Origin of the sequence: Aeromicrobium sp. MLTX1 (assembly GCF_046452335.1) — a bacterium.
Classification (GTDB): domain Bacteria; phylum Actinomycetota; class Actinomycetes; order Propionibacteriales; family Nocardioidaceae; genus Aeromicrobium.
In genome coordinates, this window is record NZ_JBKFDN010000001.1 from 1,549,948 (window position 1) to 1,570,963 (window position 21,016).

The 21,016-nt window shown below is 72.9% G+C and carries 22 protein-coding genes; 17 read left to right on the forward strand and 5 right to left on the reverse strand.

The window, feature by feature from the left end; all coding sequences use genetic code 11:
- Positions 1-27 precede the first annotated feature (27 nt).
- From glmS to tsaD, 11 genes are read left to right on the forward strand one after another with little or no spacing between them, the layout of a single operon-like run.
- A complete protein-coding gene (gene glmS, locus ACK99Q_RS07400) occupies positions 28-1,872 on the forward strand; it encodes a glutamine--fructose-6-phosphate transaminase (isomerizing) (protein ID WP_410185505.1) in 1,845 nt (614 codons plus the stop codon).
- Between the two features lie 4 nt (positions 1,873-1,876).
- Positions 1,877-3,292 carry an NAD(P)H-hydrate epimerase gene (locus ACK99Q_RS07405; RefSeq protein ID WP_410185506.1) on the forward strand — a complete coding sequence of 472 codons (1,416 nt, stop codon included), beginning with the start codon at positions 1,877-1,879 and terminating at the stop codon, positions 3,290-3,292.
- On the forward strand, positions 3,289-4,395 hold the full coding sequence (gene alr / locus ACK99Q_RS07410; RefSeq protein ID WP_410185507.1) for an alanine racemase: 1,107 nt from the start codon (positions 3,289-3,291) through the stop codon (positions 4,393-4,395). Before ACK99Q_RS07405 ends, alr begins: the two co-directional genes overlap by 4 nt.
- On the forward strand, positions 4,392-5,375 hold the full coding sequence (locus ACK99Q_RS07415; RefSeq protein ID WP_410185508.1) for an alpha/beta fold hydrolase: 984 nt from the start codon (positions 4,392-4,394) through the stop codon (positions 5,373-5,375). Before alr ends, ACK99Q_RS07415 begins: the two co-directional genes overlap by 4 nt.
- Before the next feature lie 13 nt (positions 5,376-5,388).
- Entirely contained in the window at positions 5,389-6,351 is a 963-nt protein-coding gene (tsaE, locus tag ACK99Q_RS07420; protein ID WP_410185509.1) for a tRNA (adenosine(37)-N6)-threonylcarbamoyltransferase complex ATPase subunit type 1 TsaE, read from the forward strand.
- A 47-nt stretch (positions 6,352-6,398) separates the two neighbouring features.
- A complete protein-coding gene (gene tsaB, locus ACK99Q_RS07425) occupies positions 6,399-7,037 on the forward strand; it encodes a tRNA (adenosine(37)-N6)-threonylcarbamoyltransferase complex dimerization subunit type 1 TsaB (RefSeq protein ID WP_410185510.1) in 639 nt (212 codons plus the stop codon).
- Positions 7,034-7,489: a ribosomal protein S18-alanine N-acetyltransferase gene (gene rimI, locus ACK99Q_RS07430; RefSeq protein WP_410185511.1), complete on the forward strand. Its 456-nt coding sequence runs from the start codon at positions 7,034-7,036 to the stop codon at positions 7,487-7,489. The genes tsaB and rimI overlap by 4 nt, the downstream gene beginning before the upstream one ends.
- Positions 7,486-7,968 (forward strand): DedA family protein, encoded by a 483-nt coding sequence (locus tag ACK99Q_RS07435; RefSeq protein ID WP_410185512.1) that lies wholly within the window; start codon positions 7,486-7,488, stop codon positions 7,966-7,968. The genes rimI and ACK99Q_RS07435 overlap by 4 nt, the downstream gene beginning before the upstream one ends.
- 46 nt (positions 7,969-8,014) lie before the next feature.
- The gene (locus ACK99Q_RS07440) at positions 8,015-8,428 is read left to right on the forward strand and encodes a DUF5709 domain-containing protein (protein ID WP_410185513.1); all 414 of its coding nucleotides are present in this window, start codon (positions 8,015-8,017) and stop codon (positions 8,426-8,428) included.
- Positions 8,429-8,468: 40 nt separating this feature from the next.
- Positions 8,469-9,224, forward strand: a complete 756-nt coding sequence (locus tag ACK99Q_RS07445; RefSeq protein WP_410185514.1) for a lysophospholipid acyltransferase family protein — start codon at positions 8,469-8,471, stop codon at positions 9,222-9,224.
- A 52-nt stretch (positions 9,225-9,276) separates the two neighbouring features.
- Complete coding sequence (gene tsaD / locus ACK99Q_RS07450; RefSeq protein ID WP_410185515.1) at positions 9,277-10,323, forward strand: tRNA (adenosine(37)-N6)-threonylcarbamoyltransferase complex transferase subunit TsaD; 1,047 nt, start codon at positions 9,277-9,279, stop codon at positions 10,321-10,323.
- Positions 10,324-10,458: 135 nt separating this feature from the next.
- Here tsaD and ACK99Q_RS07455 read toward each other — a convergent pair whose 3' ends face one another.
- The 4 genes from ACK99Q_RS07455 to ACK99Q_RS07470 form a co-directional block, all read right to left on the reverse strand.
- The gene (locus ACK99Q_RS07455; RefSeq protein ID WP_410185516.1) at positions 10,459-11,313 is read right to left on the reverse strand and encodes a biotin-dependent carboxyltransferase family protein; all 855 of its coding nucleotides are present in this window, start codon (positions 11,311-11,313) and stop codon (positions 10,459-10,461) included.
- Positions 11,310-11,894, reverse strand: coding sequence for a 5-oxoprolinase subunit B family protein (locus ACK99Q_RS07460; RefSeq protein WP_410185517.1), 585 nt, complete (start codon positions 11,892-11,894; stop codon positions 11,310-11,312). Before ACK99Q_RS07460 ends, ACK99Q_RS07455 begins: the two co-directional genes overlap by 4 nt.
- 1 nt (position 11,895) lies before the next feature.
- Positions 11,896-12,615, reverse strand: coding sequence for a LamB/YcsF family protein (locus ACK99Q_RS07465; protein ID WP_410185518.1), 720 nt, complete (start codon positions 12,613-12,615; stop codon positions 11,896-11,898).
- An 84-nt stretch (positions 12,616-12,699) separates the two neighbouring features.
- Positions 12,700-13,860 carry a class I SAM-dependent methyltransferase gene (locus ACK99Q_RS07470; RefSeq protein ID WP_410185519.1) on the reverse strand — a complete coding sequence of 387 codons (1,161 nt, stop codon included), beginning with the start codon at positions 13,858-13,860 and terminating at the stop codon, positions 12,700-12,702.
- A gap of 144 nt (positions 13,861-14,004) precedes the next feature.
- Here ACK99Q_RS07470 and groES point away from each other — a divergent pair, with 144 nt between their 5' ends.
- The 3 genes from groES to ACK99Q_RS07485 all read left to right on the forward strand — a co-directional run bounded on the left by groES (position 14,005) and on the right by ACK99Q_RS07485 (position 16,391).
- Positions 14,005-14,298, forward strand: a complete 294-nt coding sequence (groES, locus tag ACK99Q_RS07475) for a co-chaperone GroES (RefSeq protein WP_078698994.1) — start codon at positions 14,005-14,007, stop codon at positions 14,296-14,298.
- 31 nt (positions 14,299-14,329) lie between these two features.
- A complete protein-coding gene (gene groL / locus ACK99Q_RS07480) occupies positions 14,330-15,931 on the forward strand; it encodes a chaperonin GroEL (RefSeq protein ID WP_410185520.1) in 1,602 nt (533 codons plus the stop codon).
- A gap of 163 nt (positions 15,932-16,094) precedes the next feature.
- Entirely contained in the window at positions 16,095-16,391 is a 297-nt protein-coding gene (locus ACK99Q_RS07485) for a hypothetical protein (protein ID WP_410185521.1), read from the forward strand.
- On the opposite strand, the gene ACK99Q_RS07490 is transcribed toward ACK99Q_RS07485, so the two are convergent.
- Complete coding sequence (locus ACK99Q_RS07490; protein WP_410185522.1) at positions 16,369-16,662, reverse strand: helix-turn-helix transcriptional regulator; 294 nt, start codon at positions 16,660-16,662, stop codon at positions 16,369-16,371. The genes ACK99Q_RS07485 and ACK99Q_RS07490 overlap by 23 nt on opposite strands.
- A gap of 172 nt (positions 16,663-16,834) precedes the next feature.
- Here ACK99Q_RS07490 and ACK99Q_RS07495 point away from each other — a divergent pair, with 172 nt between their 5' ends.
- Genes ACK99Q_RS07495 through guaB form a run of 3 tightly spaced genes read left to right on the forward strand, consistent with a single transcriptional unit; the run spans position 16,835 to position 20,989 of the window.
- Positions 16,835-17,755 carry an AurF N-oxygenase family protein gene (locus ACK99Q_RS07495; protein ID WP_410185523.1) on the forward strand — a complete coding sequence of 307 codons (921 nt, stop codon included), beginning with the start codon at positions 16,835-16,837 and terminating at the stop codon, positions 17,753-17,755.
- Between the two features lie 34 nt (positions 17,756-17,789).
- The gene (locus tag ACK99Q_RS07500; RefSeq protein ID WP_410185524.1) at positions 17,790-19,424 is read left to right on the forward strand and encodes a 4Fe-4S binding protein; all 1,635 of its coding nucleotides are present in this window, start codon (positions 17,790-17,792) and stop codon (positions 19,422-19,424) included.
- Between the two features lie 59 nt (positions 19,425-19,483).
- On the forward strand, positions 19,484-20,989 hold the full coding sequence (gene guaB / locus ACK99Q_RS07505) for an IMP dehydrogenase (protein ID WP_410185525.1): 1,506 nt from the start codon (positions 19,484-19,486) through the stop codon (positions 20,987-20,989).
- Positions 20,990-21,016: the final 27 nt, after the last annotated feature.

A 21,016-nucleotide genomic window follows, 5' to 3' on the forward strand; every position in this document is an offset into this window, starting at 1 on the left:
CAACCGCGCAGTCGGTACCCTGAACCCATGTGTGGAATCGTCGGATACGTGGGCCATCGCCAGGCGCTGGACGTCGTCATGGGTGGGCTGCGACGCCTCGAATACCGCGGCTACGACTCCACCGGAGTGGGCGTCGTCGACGGTGAGCGGATCGCCTGGGCGAAGAAGGCCGGCAAGCTCGCCAACCTCGACGCCGTGCTCGCCGAGCAGGCGCTGCCCGCCTCCACCACCGGCATCGGCCACACCCGCTGGGCCACCCACGGTGGACCCACCGACGCCAACGCGCACCCGCACCTCGCGCCCGACGAGCGTGTCGCGGTCGTGCACAACGGCATCATCGAGAACTTCATGGAGCTGCGCTCCGAGCTCGAGGACGCCGGCTACGAGTTCTCCTCCGAGACCGACACCGAGGTCGTCGTGCACCTCGTCCACCGCGAGCTGCAGCAGCAGGACGACCTCTCCGAGGCCGTGCGCGCGGTGTGCCGCCGCCTCGAGGGAGCCTTCACGCTGGTCTTCTCCGACGCGCTGAACCCCGACGTCGTCGTCGGCGCGCGCCGCAACTCCCCGCTGGTCGTCGGCCGGGGTGAGGGCGAGAACTTCCTCGGCTCCGACGTGGCCGCGTTCATCGACTACACGGCGCAGGCGATCGAGCTGGGCCAGGACCAGGTCGTCACGATCACGAAGGACGCCATTGAGGTCACCGACTTCGACGGCAACCCCGCGCCCACCACCGAGTACACCGTGGACTGGGACGTCACCGCCGCCGAGAAGGGTGGCTACGACTGGTTCATGACCAAGGAGATCGAGGAGCAGCCGAAGGCCGTGGCCGACACGCTCCTCGGCCGCATGACCGCCGACGGCCGCCTCCAGCTCGACGAGATGCGCCTGTCGGACGACGAGCTGCGCGAGATCGACAAGATCATCGTCATCGCGTGCGGCACGGCCTCCTACGCGGGCCTCGTCGCGAAGTACGCGATCGAGCACTGGACCCGCATTCCCTGCGAGGTCGAGCTCGCGTCGGAGTTCCGCTACCGCGACCCCATCATCGACCGCTCCACGCTCGTCGTGGCGATCAGCCAGTCCGGCGAGACTATGGACACCCTGATGGCCATCAGGTACGCGCGCCAGCAGCGCGCCCGCGTGCTGTCGATCTGCAACACCAACGGGTCCACGATCCCGCGCGAGTCCGACGCCGTGATCTACACGCACGCCGGTCCCGAGGTCGCCGTCGCGTCCACGAAGGGCTTCCTGTCCCAGGTCGTGGCCTGCTACCTCCTCGGCCTCTACCTCGCGCAGGTCAAGGGCGCGAAGTACGGCGACGAGATCACGCACATCATCGACGAGCTCCACGAGATCCCCGCGAAGGTGCAGCGGATGCTCGACGAGGCCGAGCAGGTGAAGAAGCTCGCGGCCGAGCTCGTCGACCGCCGGTCCTTCCTGTTCCTGGGCCGCCACGTCGGCTTCCCCGTCGCGCTCGAGGGCGCGCTCAAGCTCAAGGAGCTGGCCTACGTCCACGCCGAGGGCTTCGCCGCGGGCGAGCTGAAGCACGGCCCCATCGCGCTGGTCGAGGAGGGCCTGCCGATGTTCGTCGTCGTGCCGCCCCGGGCCCGCGACCAGCTGCAGGAGAAGATCGTCAGCAACATCCAGGAGGTCCGGGCGCGCGGCGCCTACACGATCGTCCTGGTGGAGGACGGCGACGACGCCGTCGTGCCGTTCGCCGACGTGATGATCCGGCTGCCGAAGGTGCCCACGCTGCTCCAGCCGCTCGTGGCCACCGTGCCGCTCCAGATCTTCGCGTGCGAGCTGGCCGAGCTGCTCGGCCACGACGTCGACCAGCCGCGCAACCTGGCCAAGTCCGTCACGGTCGAGTGACCTGATGCTGACCGCCCACACCGTCGCGCAGGTGCGCGCGGCGGAGGAGGTCGCCGCGGCCGAGGCCGGGTGGGACGCGCTCATGCAGCGCGCCGCCGCCGGGCTCGCGCAGCACGTCGCGCGGGCCGTGCCCGCCACCGAGACGCTCGTCGTGCTCGTCGGGCCCGGCAACAACGGCGGCGACGCCCTGTTCGCGGCCGCCCACCTGTGCCGTGAGGGCCGGCGGGTGAACCTGTGCCTGCTCGACGAGTCGAAGGCGCACCCCGCCGGGCTCGCCGCCGCCCGCGAGGCCGGCGCGCAGGTGGTCGACGGGCCCGAGGGTCACCGCCACGTCGTCGACGCGATCTTCGGCATCGGCGCGCGTCCCGGGCTCGAGGGCACCGCCGCGGCGTGGGCCGAGTGGATCGAGCGCGAGCGCCCCTTCGTCGTCGCCGTGGACGTGCCCTCGGGGATCGGTGTCGACGACGGCCGGCTCGACGGGCCCGCGATCCGCGCCGACCACACCGTCACCTTCGCCACCGCGAAGCACGGCCTGCTGCTCGGTCCCGCGTCCGCGCTCGCCGGACGGGTGGAGGTGGTCGACATCGGCCTCGACCTCGCCGGGGAGCCCGCGCTGGAGGCGCTCGACGCGGGCGACGGCGCCCGGTTCCGCGACGCGATCGTCCCCGGCCACGACGCCCACAAGTACACGCGCGGCGTGCTCGGGGTCCGCGCCGGCTCGCCGCAGTACGCCGGTGCCGCGCACCTCTGCGTCGCCGGCGCCCAGGCCGGTCCGGCCGGGATGATCCGGTTCGTCGGCGCCCAGGACCTCGCCCGCCGCGTCGTCGACCGCGCGCCCGAGATCGTGGCGCGCCGCGGCCGGGTGCAGGCGTGGGTGGTCGGCTCGGGTGGCGAGGACTCGCCGGTCCCGCTGGCCTCGGCCCTGCGCGACGAGGTGCCGATCGTGGTCGATGCCACCGCGCTGCACCACCTGCCGCAGTCCTTCGAGGTCGACGCGCTGCTGACCCCGCACGCGGGCGAGCTCGCCGCGGTGCTCGGAGTCGAGCGCGAGGCGGTCGAGGCCGATCCGCTCCGCCACGCGCGCGAGGCGGCCGAGCGCCACAGCGCGACGGTGCTGCTCAAGGGACCGCGCACGCTCGTCGTGGCGCCCGACGGCCGCACCCGGGTGAACCTCTCGGGCACGCCCTGGCTCGGCACGGCCGGCGCCGGCGACGTGCTGGCGGGCTTCATCGGCTCGCTGCTCGCGACGGGCCTCGACGCGTTCGACGCCGGCTCGGTCGGCGCGCTGCTCCACGGTCTCGCGGCCGAGCGCCTCCGCGGCCCGCTCGTGGCCTCCGACGTCGCCCGTGAGCTCGGGTCGGTCCTGCACGACTTCTGCGAGCCGCGTCGCCCCGGCGGCCGGGAGGGGGAGCGCGAGTGAACGCCAACGCCGAGCTCGTCGTCGACCTCGACCGGTACCGCGCCAACCTGGCCGCGCTGCGGGCGTCCGCGCCCGACGCCCTCCAGATGGCCGTGGTGAAGGCGAACGCGTACGGCCACGGGATGCTCCCCATGGCCCGGGCGGCGCGCGAGTCGGTCGACTGGCTGGGCGTCGCCACGCCCGCCGAGGCCCTCGGGCTGCGCGCCGCGGGCGACCGTGGCCCGCTGCTGTGCTGGCTCACCGTGCCGGGCGCGCCGTTCGCCGAGCTCGTCGCGGCCGACGTCGAGGTCACCGTCTCCGGCGTCGACCAGCTCGAGGCGATCGCCGCCGCGGGTGACCGGCCGCGCGTGCAGCTCAAGGTCGACACCGGCCTGTCGCGCAACGGCGCCTTCGGCCCGCAGTGGGACGAGCTCGTCGTCGCGGCCGCGCGCCTCCAGGCCGCCGGGAGCATCGAGGTCACGGGCGTCTGGTCGCACTTCGCGAGCGCCGACGAGCCCGATCACCCGGCCAACGACCAGCAGGAGGCCGTGTTCCGCGCCGCGGTCGACCAGCTGGCCGCGGCGGGTGTCGAGCCGGGCCTGCGCCACCTGGCGAACTCGGCCGCGGGGCTGACCCGCCCCTCCGCCCACTTCGACCTCGTCCGCTGGGGCATCGCCTCGTACGGCATCGACCCCGACCCGGCCGTGCGGGCCGTCGGGGTGACTCCGGTGCTCACCGCGCGCACCGTCCTGGCGAACGTCAAGCGGGTGCCGGCCGGCGCCTCGGTGTCCTACGGCTGGCGCTGGACGGCCGACCACGAGACCACCCTCGGCCTCGTCCCGGTGGGGTACGGCGAGGGCATCCACCGCACCGCCTCCAACCGTGCCGAGGTGGGGTTCGCCGGGAGCCGCGCGCCCGTCCGTGGGACGATCTGCATGGACCAGTTGGTCGTCGACCTGGGCGACCGACCCGCCCGGATCGGCGATCCGGTCACGCTGTTCGGGTCCGGCGACGACGGCGAGCCGACAGCGCAGGACTGGGCGGACGCGGCGGGCACGATCGCCTACGAGATCGTCACGCGACTCGCCGGGCGCTGGTCCCGGACCTACCGAGGAGAGCGATGACATCGGTCGCAGGACGCGTCGCCGCCACCGCGGGCGCCTTCGCCGCGGCGGGAGTCGCCGGCGCCGCCGCCACGGTGCTGAAGAAGCGCCAGACCGAGAAGCGGCGCCTCCAGCGCGGCGAGGAGGTCGAGTTCGGGTCGGTCCGCGGCGACTCGTACTACGTCACGGCGGCCGACGACGTCCCGATCCACGTCGAGGTCGACGAGGGTCCCGGGCCCACGATCGTCTTCCTGCACGGCTGGATGTGCGACCTCGACACGTGGCACTTCCAGCGCCTCGCGCTGCGCGGCCACGCCCGCCTCGTGTTCATGGAGCACCGCTCGCACGGCCGCTCGGGTCGCAGCGGCCCGCGCAACTCGTCGCTGCACGACATGGCCGACGACGTCCGTCGCGTGCTCGACGCCCACGCGCCCGAGGGACCCGTCGTGATCGTCGGCCACTCGATGGGCGGCATGGCCCTCATGCAGCTCGCGCAGCTCCAGCCCGACCTGTTCGACGACCGCGTCCGCGGCGTCGTCCTCATCAGCACCAGCGCCGGCAAGCTCATGAGGCGCAGCCCAGCGCTGCGCTTCGTGATGCCGCTGGCCAAGGCCGCCACCCCGGTGCTCGACTGGGGGCGCGAGTTCAACAGCTACTCGATCATCCGCCGCTGGGCGTTCGGGCCGCACGCGCAGCCCGCCGTGGTCGACATGGCCGACGAGATGATCCTGCGCGCGCCGACCACCGTGGTGCTGAACTTCTACGACAACTTCGTCGAGCTCGACCTCGGCGCCGGGCTGGAGACGATCTCGCGCTGCCGCACCTCGGTCGTGTGCGGCACGAAGGACGTCATGACGCCGTTCGGCCACAGCCGCTGGCTCGCCCGCCACATCGCCGGCGCCGAGCTCGTGCCCGTCAACGACGCCGGCCACATGGTGATGCTGGAGGAGCACGAGCAGGTGACGGAGGCGATCGAGCGAGTCCTGAAGGACATCGCATGAGCGGGCGTCGAGAATGAGCTCCGAGCTCGACGTCGCGCTGGTCGGCCCCGACCGCGCGGCCGAGGTCCTCGGGGTCATCCACCGCGCGTTCGCGGCGCGCCCCGTGCTCGACCCGCCGGCCACGGCCGGCGACGAGACGCTCGAGACCGTCGCCGCCGCACTCGAGCGCGACGGCGGGCTGCTCGCCACGCGCCGCGGTCATCCGATGGGCGCGATCCTGTTCGACCGCTCCCGCCCCGGCCGCCTCGGCCTGCTGCGCGTCAGCGTCGACCCGCTCGGCCGCGACCGCGGCGTCGCCTCCGCGATGGTCGGCGTCGCCGAGGACGTCGCCGAGGAGCAGGGCATGGACGGCATCTGGCTGCACGTGCGCGAGGAGCTGCCCGCGAACTTCCGCTTCTGGAACCACCGCCTCTACCTGCCGGTGCGCCAGGAGGGGCCCACGATCGAGATGGCCAAGACGCTGTGGCTCGCGCGTGAGGTGCCCGACGCCGACGCGATGCGTGACCTCGCCGCACGCGTGGCCACGCTGCTGGGCGCGGGCGACCTGCTCGTGCTCACCGGCGGTCTCGGCGCCGGCAAGACCACGTTCACGCAGGGCCTGGGCGACGCGCTCGGCGTCCGGGGCCCGGTCACCTCGCCCACGTTCGTCATCGCGCGCACGCACCCCAGCGAGGTCGGCGGTCCGCCGCTCGTGCACGTCGACGCCTACCGGCTCGGCGACGCGGCGGAGATCGACGACATCGACCTCGACGCCACCACAGAGGAGTCGGTGACCGTCGTCGAGTGGGGCGAGGGGATGGCCGAGCAGCTCTCGGACAGCTGGCTCGCGATCACGATCGAGACCCGCGGCGCGAGCCCCGGCGACCCCCTCGGCACCGCCTGCGGGGTCCCGTCCGACGAGATGCGCGTCGTCACGATCCGCCCGCACGGACCGCGCTGGCTCGAGGTGCCGCTGCGGTCGGTCCTGCTCGGCTGAGCGGCGGCCGCTCGATCTCCGGTCCGGGGCGGAACTAGGCTGGGCCCGTGCTGCTGCTCGCGTTCGACACCGCCACCCCGGCGATCTCCGTCGCCGTCCACGACGGCTCGTCCGTCGTCGCCGAGGCGACGGGGGAGGGTGCGATGGCGCACGGCGAGCTCCTGGCGCCCGCGATCCGCACGGCGCTGCAGCGCGCCGGAGCCACCCCCGCCGACCTCACCGACGTCGCCGTCGGCGTGGGTCCGGGCCCGTTCACGGGCCTGCGGGTCGGCGTCGTCACGGCGCTCTCGCTGGGCCAGACGCTGGGCCTGACCACGCACGGCGTGTGCTCGCTCGACATCCTCGCCGCCGAGGCCGCCGCCGACTTCGACGAGGAGTTCGTCGTGGCCACCGACGCCCGGCGCAAGGAGGTCTACTGGGGCCGCTTCACGCCCGACGGCGTGCGCGTCACGGGACCCGACGTCGACTACCCCGACACGGTCGCCGCCCTGGGCATGCCCGTGGTCGGCCGTGGCGGCACGCTCTACGCCGACCGCTTCGCGACGGTGCACGACGGTCCGCTCGACCCGTCGGCCGGCGCCCTGGCTCGACTGGTCGCCGGCGGCACGGCCGTCGAGGTCCCGCTCGAGCCGCTCTACCTGCGCCGACCCGACGCGACACCGCAGGTCGCGACCAAGCGAGCATGATCCGCACGGCGGGCCTGCGCGATCTCGACACGCTGGAGTCCATCGAGAACGCCAGCTTCGGCCCCGACGCGTGGTCGTCCGCCCAGGTCCGCGACGAGCTCGTCGGCGACCGCATCGTCCTGGCCCTCGTGGACGAGTTCGGCGTGCGCGGCTACGCCTCGATCCGGATGTTCGCGCCCGAGGCCGAGCTGATGCGGATCGCCGTGGGCCTGGGCTCGCGTCGCCAGGGTGTCGGCTCCCAGCTGCTCGAGGCCGCCCAGGACGCGGCCCGCGCCCGCGGCGCCGAGCGGCTGCTGCTCGAGGTCGCCGACGACAACGAGCCGGCCCTCGCGCTCTACCGCCGTGCCGGCTACCGCGAGACCGGGCGCCGCCGCGGCTACTACCGCTCCGGCGCCGACGCCGTGCTCATGGAGCGCGACCTGTCCTCGCCGGACGCACCGAGGTCCTCGTGAGCGAGGTCCTCGACGCGATCCGGTCCTGGCCGTGGTTCTGGGCGTGGCTGACGTTCTTCGTGATCGTCCTGCTGCGCGCCGGAGGCACGTACGGCATCGGCCGTGCGATCGCGGCCGGCGTGCTGCGCGAGCGCGAGCCCGGTCCCCGTGTGCGGGCCGCGATGACGCAGGTCGAGCGCTGGGGTCCGCCCGCCGTCACCGTGAGCTTCTTCACGGTCGGCGCGCAGACCGCCGTGAACCTCGGCGCGGGCCTCGCGCGCATGTCCTTCCCGCGCTATCTCACCGGCCTCGTGCCCGGCGCGGTCATCTGGGCGTCGATCTGGTCGACCATCGGGATGAGTGCCTTCCTGGCCGTGTTCTCGGGCGGATCCGAGCGTCTCGCGTGGCTCTTCGTGCTGCTCGTGGTGGTCGTCGTGGCGGTGCTGCTGACCCGCTCGTTCCGCCAGTCCGCGCCCGCCCGGGACCCCCGCGCGGACTGAGATCCGCCGCCCGGCGAGTGCGCCCGGTGCGTGGCAAGGTGGAGGCATGAGCGATCCCCGCAACCAGCCCCCGGCCCCTTCCCAGTACCTGAGCCAGGACCAGGACCAGGACACGCTGCTCGGTCGCGAGACCCATGATCCGCTGGACGAGGGCCTGACGGCCCCGGAGCGGTGGTCCGCGGGCGAGGGCTACGGCACCACCGCCGACGAGCAGCGCGACGGCGAGTCGTTCGAGCAGCGCCTGCGCCAGGAGGAGCCCGACGTCGACCCCGAGGCCGAGTGGAGCGAGGACGACCTCGACGACGGCGAGGTGGGTGCCAGCCGCTCGGGTCGTCTCGTCGATCCCGAGGGCGGGAACGGCGTCGACCACGTCTCCGAGCTGGTCGGCGACGACGTCGGCATCGACGGTGCCGGAGCCAGTGCCGAGGAGGCCGCCGTCCACGTCGTCGAGGACGAGTGAGACGCCCTTCGGGTGAACGCGCGTGCACTAGGGTGCTCGCATGCGCGACCTGACGTACCCGCCGATCATCGGCACGGCCAAGACGCTGTTCAAGGTGCTGGGCATGAGCTTCCAGACGTCCGGCACCGAGCACGTCCCGCGTGAGGGCGGGGCGATCCTGGCCTCCAACCACGTCAGCTACGTCGACTTCGTCTTCAACGGACTCGCGGCCCAGCCGGCCGGCCGGCTCGTGCGGTTCATGGCGAAGAAGGAGGCGTTTGACCACAAGGTCTCGGGCCCGATCATGCGCTCGATGCACCACATCCCGGTCGACCGCGCGCAGGGCGAGGCGTCGCTGCACGAGGCCGCCGAGTACGCGCGGCGCGGCGAGATCGTCGGCATCTTCCCCGAGGCCACCATCAGCCGCTCGATGGAGGTCAAGGAGATCAAGACCGGCGCCGTCCGCGCCGCCGCCGAGGCCGGCGTGCCGCTCGTCCCGATGGTCGTGTGGGGCACCCAGCTGCTCAAGACCAAGGATCACGACGCCGACCTGTGGGGCCGCGGCAAGACGATCGCGCTGCACGTCGGCGCGCCGATCCCGGTCACGGGCGAGGACCCGGTGGCCGAGACCGCCCTCCTGCACGAGTCGCTCACGGCGCTGCTCGACAAGGCCATTCGCGAGTACCCGATCTCGCCCGAGGGCCAGTGGTGGGCCCCCGCGCGCTACGGCGGCACCGCTCCCACGCCCGACGAGGCGCGCCGGATGGACCTCGACGAGAAGGCGGCCCGCGAGGCCAAGCGCGCCCAGCGCGACTGACCGCCCCGGTCCGGTGACGGGCCCGGTGTTCCCTCCACGGCACAATGGACCGGTGAGCGAACCGCTGGTCCTGGGCATCGAGTCCTCCTGCGACGAGACGGGAGTGGGCATCGTGCGGGGCACCACCCTGCTGGCCCATGCCGTGGCGTCGAGCGTGGAGGAGCACGTCCGCTTCGGTGGCGTCGTCCCCGAGGTCGCCAGCCGCGCGCACCTCGAGGCGATGGTGCCCACGCTCGAGCAGGCCTACGAGCAGGCCGGCGTCGACGTCCGCGACGTCGACGCGATCGCGGTCACCAGCGGGCCGGGCCTCACCGGGGCGCTGCTCGTCGGCGTGGCCGCGGCGAAGGCCCTGGCGCTCGCGCACGACAAGCCGCTCTACGGCGTCAACCACCTCGCCGCCCACGTGGCGGTCGACCAGCTCGAGCACGGCCGGTACACCGAGCCGTCGATCGCGCTGCTGGTGAGCGGCGGCCACACCGAGCTGCTGCTCGTCAACGACATCGCCACCGACATCACGCTGCTCGGCGGCACGATCGACGACGCCGCCGGCGAGGCCTTCGACAAGGTCGCCCGGCTGCTCGGTCTGCCCTACCCCGGCGGCCCGGAGATCGACAAGGTCGCCCGCGACGGCGACCCGAAGGCGATCGACTTCCCGCGTGGACTCACCACCGGCCGCGATCTCGAGCGCTACCGCTGGGACTTCTCGTTCTCGGGCCTGAAGAGCGCCGTCGCCCGCCACGTGCAGCACGAGGAGCGGATGGGCCGCGAGGTCGCCGTGGCCGACGTGGCCGCCTCGTTCCAGGACTCGGTGTGCGACGTGCTGAGCCGCAAGGCGATCAAGGCGTGCCTCGAGCACGACGTGCCCCGGCTGATCCTCGGCGGCGGCGTCGCGGCGAACGGCCGGCTGCGCCACTACGTCCTGGAGCGGGCGGAGCAGGCGGGCGTCGAGGTCCGCATCCCGAAGCCGTCGCTGTGCACCGACAACGGCGCGATGGTCGCCGCCCTCGGCGCCGAGGTCGTCCGCCGCGGCATCGCGCCCTCCTCGCTCGACCTCGCCGTCGACTCGAGCCTCCCCGTCACCCGCATCGTCGCCGCCTGACCCCCGCCCCGCCCTCGGCCGTCGCCCCCTGAACCGCGAGTGGCGCAAAAGTGCCCGCCACTCGCCGAGTGGCGGGCACTTCCGCGCCACTCGCGACCCCCGTATGCGCCACTCGGCGGGACGGGGGGAAGGGCGTCAGGCGCGGTGGCGCCGGAAGCGGACCACGTCGCCGGGGCGCACCTGCGCCAGCAGGTCGGTGTCCGCGTCCGCCACGACGCCGATGACCGGGTAGCCGCCGGTGACGGGATGGTCGGGACCCAGCACGACAGGCCTACCCGAGGTCGTCACCTGGATGCTGCCGCGCAGGACCGGCTCGCTCTCCAGCTCGCCGTCGCGGGCGCGCTCCAGCGCCGGACCGTCGAGGCGCACCCCGATCCGATCCGACACGGGGTCGACCCGCCACGGGCTCGACAGCAGGTCCGCGACGGCGGCCGGTGTGAACCAGTCGTCCCGCGGTCCCAGCACGACGCGCACCGTGACCTCGCCCGACGCGAGCACCGCCGGGTAGGCCTCGAGCGAGACGCCCTCAGCGGGCACCCCGACGGTCAACTCGGCCCCCGCGGAGAGCGGCGCCGGCCCCAGCGCGGCGAGCGTGTCGGTGCTGCGGCTGCCGAGCACCGGAGGCACGGTGATCCCGCCGGCGACTGCCACGGTCCACCGCAGGCCCAGTGCCGGAGCACCCAGGCGCAGCACCTGGCCGCGACGCAGCGCGAGCACCCGCCCGGAGTCCACGGGAACGCCGTCCACGGCCAGCGGCCCGGCGGCCCCCGTGACCGCGACGACGTGCGCCGTGGTCGCGACGAGGGCGAGCCCGCCGCCGAGCGCCTCGACGACCGCCGCGTCCGCCGGATTGCCCACGAGGTGGTTGGCCTCACGCAGCGCGCGACGGTCGAAGGCACCGGACGGCCCCACACCCAGGTCGCCGAGCCCGGGCCTCCTGAGGTCCTGCACCAGGCTCAGGGCCCCCGGCTCCATCACCCGCAGGCTCATCGCGCCACCACCTCCACGAACCGCACGACGTCGCCGGGATGCAGCAGGGCCGGGTCGTCGCGGTCGAGGTCCCACAGGGGCGCGTCGGTGCGGCCGATCAGCCGCCAGCCGCCGGGGGAGGGGCGCGGGTAGACCCCGCTGAACCGGCCGGCGAGCCCCACCGATCCGGCCTCAACCCGCGGCCGCGGCCGCTCCAGCCGCGGCACCTCGAGTCGCGGGTCGCCGCCCGACAGGTAGGCGAAGCCGGGCGCGAAGCCCGCGAACGCCACGGTCCACCGCGTCCCGACGTGGCGGCGCACCACCTCGTCCGGCTCGAGGCCGCAGTGCCGCGCCACCGCGTCGAGGTCCGGACCGTCGTAGACGACGGGGACCTCGACCTCGCGTCCCGCGACGGCGGACAGGTCGGCCGGCTCGGTCGCGCCGACGAGCGAACGGAGATCGGCCGGACGGCCGCGCAGCAGCACCGTGGTGGCGCCGAGGGTCGCGCCGTGCTCGTGCAGGGCGGCGTGCCAGCGCCGGGCCTCGTCGGCGTCGGCGCAGTCGAGCAGCACGGCGCGATCGCCGCAGGGCAGGATCCTCATCTCAGCCGAAGGCCTCGACCGCCACGTCGTGCGCCGCCAGCACCTCGCGCACGCGGCGCAGCAGAGCCTCCGCGCCGGGGCTGTCGCTGTGCACGCACAGCGAGTCCACCGACTCCGCGAGCGACAGCGCCTGGCGAGCCGCGTCGTCCGGGTCGGTCAGCACGGCACCCGGCTGGTCGCGCGGCACGAGGCCGCCCTCGGCGGTGTAGGCGCGGTCGGCGAACCCCTCGTGCACGACGCGGATCCCGGCGTCCTCGGCCATCTCGAGCGCGATCGAGCCGCGCATCCCGACGAGCGGCAGTGGGTTGCCGTCGGCGAGGAGCGCCTCGATGACCGCCTCCGCCTGGTGCGGGTCTCGGGAGATCCGGTGGTAGAGCGCGCCGTGGGGCTTGAGGTAGGTGACGACCCCGCCGACCGTGTCGGCCAGCTCGGCGAGGTGGTCCAGCTGGTGCCGGATCTCGTCGACGAGGTCGCGAGGAGCCAGGTCGATCTCGCGCCGGCCGAAGCCCTCGCGGTCGCGGTAGCCGACCTGCGCGCCGACCGCGACGTCGTGCGCGACGGCCGCCTCGCACGTCGCGCGGATCAGGTCGTCGTCGCCGGCGTAGGCCCCGCAGCAGACGTTGGCGCTGGTGACCAGATCCAGCAGCCGGACGTCCTCGCCGGACTCCCACCGACCGCGGTCCTCGCCGAGGTCCACGTTGAGGTCAACTCGGCGCGCCATGGCCCGACGCTACCGTGCCGAGCGGCCCGCTGGCAGTGACGTTCCGGGGGTCGAATCGGCGATTTCACCCCCGAAACGTCACGCTCAGGGCTGGCGCTCGACCAGGAAGGCCCGCGCCTCGCCGGCGACGCGGGTGAGGACCACGGTCGCCGGGCGGCTCCCCGACAGCTTGAGGCGGGCGACGAGGCGCTCGGGCACGACGTCGACGCCGCGCTTCTTCACCGTGAGGGTGCCGATGTCGCGCTCGCGCAGGGCCGCGCGCAGCTGCTTCTCGCGGTAGGGCAGCTCCTCGAGAACCCGGAAGGCGCGGCCGAGCGGCGCGGCGGCGGGGGAGTCGGTGGTGATCCAGGCGATGTGGGGATCCAGCAGGTGCCCGCCGAGGTCCTCGGCCAGCTCCGCCACCAGGCCGGCCCGGATCACGGCGTCGTCCGGCTCGACGAGGTACGTGAGCAGCGGCCCGACCGTGGCCGGCGTCGCCCGCGCGACCAGGGGCGCCCCGGCCGGCAGCACCGTGGCGACCCGGCCCTCGGGCGCCCCGAGTCCGGCACCCCACAGGCACGCCTCGACGAGGTCGCCGCCGTCGGACACCCACTCGGCCTGCACGCCCGGCGGGACCGCGTCGTGCGCGAGGCCCGGCATCACCTTCGCCACCGCCCGTCCGGCGAGCAGGCCCGTGACGAAGTCCCACGACGGCACGAGGGCGTCGAGACGGAAGGTGCGTCCGGCGCCGTCACGCCGGGCTGGGTCGACGAAGGCCACCTCGTCGGGCGCGACCGCGGTGGTCGTCGCGTCGCCGACCTCGACCGAGCCCTCCAGTCCCAGCGCGGCGAGGTTCGCGCGGGCGATCGCGGCGCGCACCTCGTCCTGCTCGACGCCGCGCACGGCCAGTCCGGCGCGGGCGCAGGCGATGAGGTCGCCGCCGATGCCGCATCCGAGGTCGACGACCCGTGTGGCGCCGAGGGCGACCAGCCGCGCGGCCCGGTGCTCGGCGACGGCCCGGCGCGTGGACTGCTCGAGCGCGTCGTGCGTGTAGTAGAGACGGGCGGCGTCCTCGCCGAACTTCGCGACGGCCCGGCCGCGCAGGTGGTTCTGGGTGACGGCAGCGGCGACGAGCTCCACCGGGTGGTCGCGGCGCAGGCGCGTGCCCAGGGCGAGGTCGGACTCGCGTCCGGCGCGGGCGGCCACCTCGGCCAGCAGGGCCTGCCCGGCCGGCGTGGTCAGGGTGGCGAAGGTCTGGGCGTCCACCCGCTCGAGTCTGCCACCGGGCGCCCGCGGGCCGCGGCCTAGCACTCTGTTGGGACGAGTGCCAGCCGGTGCTACGCTGACGACTGGCACTCCCAATGAGTGAGTGCCAACCGAACGTCTCTCATCGAAAGGGGAGGTCGACCAGTGTCGGTCACCATCAAGCCGCTCGAAGATCGCATCGTCATCAAGGCCGGAGAGGCCGAGCAGACCACCGCGTCGGGTCTCGTCATCCCCGACACCGCCAAGGAGAAGCCGCAGGAGGGCGAGGTCGTGGCCGTGGGCCCCGGTCGCGTCAGCGACAGCGGCGAGCGCATCCCCGTCGACGTGGCCGTCGGCGACAAGGTGCTCTTCAGCAAGTACGGCGGCACCGAGGTCAAGCACGGCGGTGAGGAGTTCCTCATCCTCAACGCGCGTGACGTCCTCGCCGTCATCGCCTGAGTCCACCCAAGCCAACCGTTAGGGAGCACTCGTGCCCAAGATTCTGGAATTCGACGAGGACGCACGCCGCGCCCTCGAACGCGGTGTCGACAAGCTCGCCGACACCGTCAAGGTGACCCTCGGCCCCAAGGGCCGCTACGTCGTCCTCGACAAGAAGTGGGGCGCCCCCACGATCACGAACGACGGCGTGTCCGTCGCGCGTGAGGTCGAGCTCGACGACCCCTTCGAGAACCTCGGCGCCCAGCTCGCCAAGGAGGTCGCCACCAAGACCAACGACGTCGCCGGTGACGGCACCACGACCGCCACGGTCCTGGCCCAGGCGATGGTCCACGAGGGCCTGCGCGCCGTCGCGGCCGGCGCCAACCCGGTCGGCCTCAAGAAGGGCATCGAGGCGGCCGTCGAGGCCGTCACGAACGAGCTGCACTCGCGTGCTCGCGCCGTCGACTCGGTCTCGGACATGTCCGCCGTCGCCACGGTCTCCAGCCGTGACGCGGTCATCGGCGAGCTCATCGCCGAGGCGTTCGACAAGGTCGGCAAGGACGGTGTCATCACCGTCGAGGAGTCCAACACCATGGGCACCGACCTCGAGTTCACCGAGGGCATGCAGTTCGACAAGGGCTACCTGTCGCCGTACATGGTCACCGACACCGAGCGCATGGAGGCCGTCCTCGACGATCCCTACATCCTCGTCAACCAGGGCAAGATCTCGGCCGTGTCCGACCTCCTGCCGCTGCTGGAGAAGGTCGTCCAGTCCGGCAAGGCGCTGTTCATCATCGCCGAGGACATCGAGGGCGAGGCCCTGTCCACGATCGTGGTGAACAAGATCCGTGGCACGTTCACGTCCGTGGCCGTCAAGGCGCCCGCGTTCGGCGATCGCCGCAAGGCCATGCTGCAGGACATCGCGACCCTCACCGGCGCGACCGTCGTGACGCCCGACGTCGGCCTCAAGCTCGACCAGGTCGGCCTCGAGGTCCTCGGCACCGCCCGTCGCGTCGTCGTCACGAAGGACGACACGACGATCATCGACGGCGGCGGCGAGCAGGCCGAGGTCGAGGGCCGCGTGGCCCAGATCAAGGCCGAGTTCGAGCAGACCGACTCCGAGTGGGACCGCGAGAAGCTCCAGGAGCGTCTCGCCAAGCTGGCCGGTGGCGTCTGCGTCATCCGCGTCGGCGCGGCCACCGAGGTCGAGCTCAAGGAGAAGAAGCACCGCATCGAGGACGCCGTGTCGGCGACCCGCGCGGCCATCGAGGAGGGCATCGTCCCCGGCGGTGGCTCGGCGCTGGTCCACGCGGTCGGCGTGCTCGACAACGACCTCGAGCTCTCGGGCGACGAGGCCATCGGTGCTCGCATCGTCCGCAAGGGCGCCGACGCCCCGCTGGAGTGGATCGCCCGCAACGGTGGCGTCTCCGGCGAGGTCGTCGTGGCCAAGGTCCGCGAGTCGGGCGAGGGCTACAACGCGGCCACGGGCGAGTACGGCGACCTGCTCGCGCAGGGCATCCTCGACCCGGTCAAGGTCACGCGCTCGGCGCTCGCCAACGCGGCCTCGATCGCGGCCATGCTGCTCACCACCGAGACCCTCGTGGTGGACAAGCCGGCCGACGAGGACGACGCGCACGCCGGTCACAACCACTGACCGACACCGTCACGACGCAGGCCCCGGGCATCCGCCCGGGGCCTTCGTCGTGCGGTGGCGGCGCGGCGCCGGAGCCGCCCGTGAGACGAGGGACGACAGCGTCCGTCGGGCCCAATAACCTAGGGGTCGACCCGGTGTCCGCACCCGTTGATAGGACTGCCCCATGACGACGCCATCGACCACCTGCCCGTGGTGGTGCACCGACCACCGCTCCGGCGAGACGGCAGAGGACGAGCAGCACGCCCGCGTGTTCCCGGTGCCCGGAGGCGCCTGGGTGGCCATCCTGCACGGCGCGCTGCCCGGCGACCGGGTCGAGCTCGCCTACGAGGCCGAGGCCTACGCGGCGTCGGCGGGGGAGGGACGCGCGTTCGCCGCGGCGCTGCAGCACGCGGCCGACGTGTTCGACCGGATCGTGTCCGAGGTCGAGCGCGTGCGGGTCAGCGGTCGGGCGACTCCATGAACCGGCGCACGTCCACCAGCAGGTCGCCCAGCTCCAGCCCGAACGCCGCCTCGAGGGCCAGGATCGTGTCCAGGCTCGGGTCGGCCGACGAGCGGCCGGTGGCGTTGTTGTTGCGGTTGTTCTCCAGGTTCTGCACCTGGTTGCGGCTCAGGCCCGCGCGGTGCGCGAGCTCCTCCTGCGTCATGCCGGCCTGCTCGCGGCGGCGGCGCAGCCACTGGGCGAACGAGCTGGCGACCTCGGCGGTGTGAGCGGTCGGCGTCCGTTTGGGCATGCACAACAGCATGGGCCCAACCGTCGCCCCCGCGCAGCCCAATACGGTGTGGCGCGGCACCTCGCCGCGGTCGCCCGGACCGGGGGTCCGGGACGGCGGCGAAAAGGTGGTGACGTGTCTCACAGTCTATGTTACATTCACAATGTCACATACCGATGACCGAGGAGATCGCATGACCGTCACCGACGATCGCGCCGCCGTCGAGTTCCGCCAGTCCATCGACATGGACTCCGAGCTGGAGCGACTGCTGGAGTCCGCCGCCGTCCTGTCGTACGACCCCGACCAGGAGATCGACTGGGACAAGCCGCTCGACCCGCACAAGTACGGCCTCAACCCCGAGTGGTCCACGCTCTACGGCACGCCGCTGTGGGACCGGATGACCGAGCAGCAGCGCATCGACCTCACCCGCCACGAGGTCGGCTCGATCATGAGCACCGGCATCTGGTTCGAGACGATGCTCCAGTCGATGGTGCTGCGCTCGCAGTACTCCGCCGACTACGGCGACCCCGAGTTCCGCTTCGCCCTCACCGAGATCGCCGACGAGTGCCGCCACTCGCTGATGTTCAGCAAGACCTGCAGCAAGATGGGCGTCCCGCACTACCGCCCCCGCCGGCTCTTCCACGAGCTCGCCCGCGTCTTCCGCACCACCGCCACCGGCGAGATGGCCTACTCCTCGATCCTCGTGGCCGAGGAGGTCCTCGACATCATGCAGCGCGACTGGATGCGCGGCGAGGACGTCCTCGAGGAGGTGCGCACCACGAGCAAGATCCACGTGGTCGAGGAGGCGCGTCACATGAAGTTCGCGCGCATGGAGATCAAGGAGTACCTCGAGGGGATCTCCAAGCCACGCCGGCACCTGGCCGCGTTCGTCATCTCGATCGTCGCCGCGATCATCGTCGACTCGCTGGTCAACGACGACGTCTACGCCAACGCCGGCCTGGACCCCGAGGAGGCGAAGGCGGCGGCGAGGTCCAACACCCACCACCAGAACCTCATGCGGATGAGCTGCGTGCACCTCATGGACTTCCTGTCCGAGGTGGGCCTGCTGACCCCGTCCGCGATGCGGATGTACCGCACCGTCCACATGCTCTGACGGCCACGCCGACCCGAACCGAAAGCACCCCGCCGTGGCCTACGCGATCACCCAGTCCTGCTGCAAGGACGCCTCGTGCGTCTCGGTCTGCCCCGTGGACTGCATCCATCCCACTCCCGACGAGCGCGACTTCGCGACGACCGACATCGTCTACGTCGACCCGAAGGCCTGCATCGACTGCGGCGCCTGCGCCGACGCCTGCCCGGTCGCCGCACCGAAGCCGATCGACCTGCTGCGCGGGCCCGAGACGGTCTTCGCCGAGATCAACGCGGCGTACTTCGAACGGCGCCCGGTGCGCGAGGATCCGAAGACCCACACGTGGGAGGAGATGGGCGGCGACCTCGAGCGCTCGCTGTCGATCGCGATCGTCGGCACCGGCCCGGCCGCGGCCTACACGGCGCGCCAGCTGCTGCTGTCCACGGACGCACGGATCACGATGATCGACCGGCTCCCCGTGCCGGGAGGCCTCGTGCGCGGCGGGGTGGCTCCCGACCACGTCGACACCAAGAAGTTCGCCGACCTCTTCCAATGGGCGTACAAGCACCCCCGCACCTCGATGGTGATGAACGTCGAGGTCGGTCGCGACATCTCCCACCAGGACGTGCTGCGTCACCACGACGTCGTGATCTACGGCGTCGGCGCGCGTCGCGACCGCGAGCTCGGAGTGCCGGGTGAGGACCTGCCGGGCGTCTACGCCGCGCCCGAGGTGGTCGGCTGGTACAACGGCGCGCTCGACATCGAGCCCACGGGCGTGGTGCTCCAGGGCGACCGCGTGGTGATCGTCGGCAACGGCAACGTGGCGCTCGACCTGGCCCGCCTGCTGCTGCACGACCCCGAGGTGCTGGCGCGCACCGACATGCCCGACCACGCCGTGCAGGCGTTCCGCGGGCTCGACGTCCGCGAGGTCGTCCTCCTCGGCCGGCGCGGGCCGTCGGCCGCGGCGTTCACGCGCCCCGAGCTGCTGATGATGCCGCCGGGCATCGACGTCGTGGTCGCCCGGGACGAGTTCACCGCGGCCGAGCTGGAGGAGGCCGAGCCCGAGACCAACGCCGCGGTCCTGGCCGCGCTGCCGCTGGTGGACGTCGACCTCACCACGCCCCCGGGCGAGCGTCGCCGTCTCGTGTTCGCGTTCGGCCGCCAGGTCGTCTCGGTCGAGGGCGACGACCGCGTCGAGGCCGTGCAGGTGGCGCCGTCGGGCGTCCCCGAGCAGGCCGTGAAGGTGCCGTGCGGCACCCTGATCCGCGCCACCGGTCACCGCGGCACCCCCGTGCCCGACCTGCCGTTCGACGAGGAGACCGCCACGGTCCCGAACGAGCACGGACGCGTGATCGACCCCGACACGGGCCGGCCCGTTCCCGGCACCTACGTCGTGGGCTGGATCAAGCGCGGCGCCACCGGCGGCATCGGCACCAACCGCACGTGCGCCCACGAGACGATCCAGTCGATCATCGCCGACGCGAACGCCGGGCTCATCCCGCCGGCGCCGCGCCGCAAGCTCACCTTCGGGCCGTTCGTGCGCAGCCGCGTCGACGGCGTCGTGGGCCGCCGCCGCATGCTCGCGATCGAGAAGGCCGAGGAGAAGGCGGGCCGGCGCGAGGGCCGCCCGCGCGTGAAGTTCTCGTCCGTCGACGAGATGCTCAAGGTCAGCCCCGCGACGAGCCTGCACTGACGACGGGGATCACATCCCGCGGCCTCGGGACGGCGTCGGTGCGCGGGTAGACTCGGGCCATGGTGGGCATCCCCGACAAGTTCGCTCCTCTCGGCCTCACGTACGACGACGTCCTGCTGCTTCCCGGCGAGACCGACGTCATCCCCAGCGAGGTCGACACCACGACCCGGCTGACGCGTGACATCTCGCTGCGGATCCCGCTGCTGTCGAGCGCGATGGACACGGTCACCGAGTCGCGCATGGCGATCGCCATGGCGCGCGAGGGCGGCATCGGCATCCTGCACCGCAACCTCTCGATCGAGGACCAGGCCTACCAGGTCGACCTCGTCAAGCGCACCCAGACGGGCATCATCCCCAACCCCGTCACGATCGGCCCGAAGGCCACCCTCGAGGAGCTCGACGAGCGCTGCGGCGAGTACCGCGTCTCGGGCCTGCCGGTCGTCGATGAGGACAACACGCTGCTGGGCATCGTCACCAACCGCGACCTGCGCTTCACGCCCGTCGCCGAGTGGGCCAGCACGCTCGTCCACGACGTCATGACCCACATGCCGCTGATCACCGGCCCCGTCGGCATCAGCCGCGAGGACGCCTCGGCGCTGCTGCGCCAGCACAAGCGCGAGCGTCTGCCGATCGTCGACGAGCAGGGCAAGCTCGCCGGCCTCATCACCGTCAAGGACTTCGTGAAGTCCGAGCAGTTCCCGATGGCCAGCAAGGACGCCGAGGGCCGCCTGCTCGTCGGTGCCGCGGTCGGCTTCTTCGGCGACTCCTACGACCGCGCGAGCCGGCTCATGGAGGCCGGCGTCGACGTGCTCGTCGTCGACACCGCGCACGGCCACGCCCGCGCCCTGCTCGACATGGTGCGCAAGCTCAAGGCCGACTCCGCGTTCGACGGCGTCCAGATCATCGGCGGCAACGTCGCCACCCGGGAGGGCGCCCAGGCGCTCGTCGACGCGGGCGTCGACGCCGTCAAGGTGGGCGTCGGACCCGGCTCGATCTGCACCACGCGCGTCGTCGCGGGCGTCGGCGTGCCCCAGATCTCGGCCGTCTACGAGGCCACGCTCGCGGCGGCCCCGGCCGGCGTCCCGGTCATCGCCGACGGCGGCCTGCAGTACTCCGGCGACATCGCCAAGGCGCTCGTCGCGGGCGCCGAGAGCGTCATGGTCGGCTCCCTCCTGGCCGGCTGCGAGGAGAGCCCCGGCGAGCTGATCTTCGTCGCGGGCAAGCAGTACAAGACCTACCGCGGCATGGGCTCGGTCGGGGCGATGGCCTCGCGCGGCAAGAAGTCCTACTCCAAGGACCGCTACTTCCAGGCCGACGTCACGAGCGACGACAAGATCGTGCCCGAGGGCATCGAGGGACGCGTCGCCTACCGCGGCCCGCTGTCCACCGTGGCGCACCAGCTGGTCGGCGGCCTGCACCAGTCGATGTTCTACGTCGGCTCGCGCACGATCCCCGAGCTGCGCGACCGCGGGCGCTTCGTCCGGATCACCGCGGCCGGCCTCAAGGAGAGCCACCCGCACGACATCCAGATGACCGTCGAGGCGCCCAACTACACGATCCTCTGACGTCAGCGCGGCCCGATAGGCTGGGCG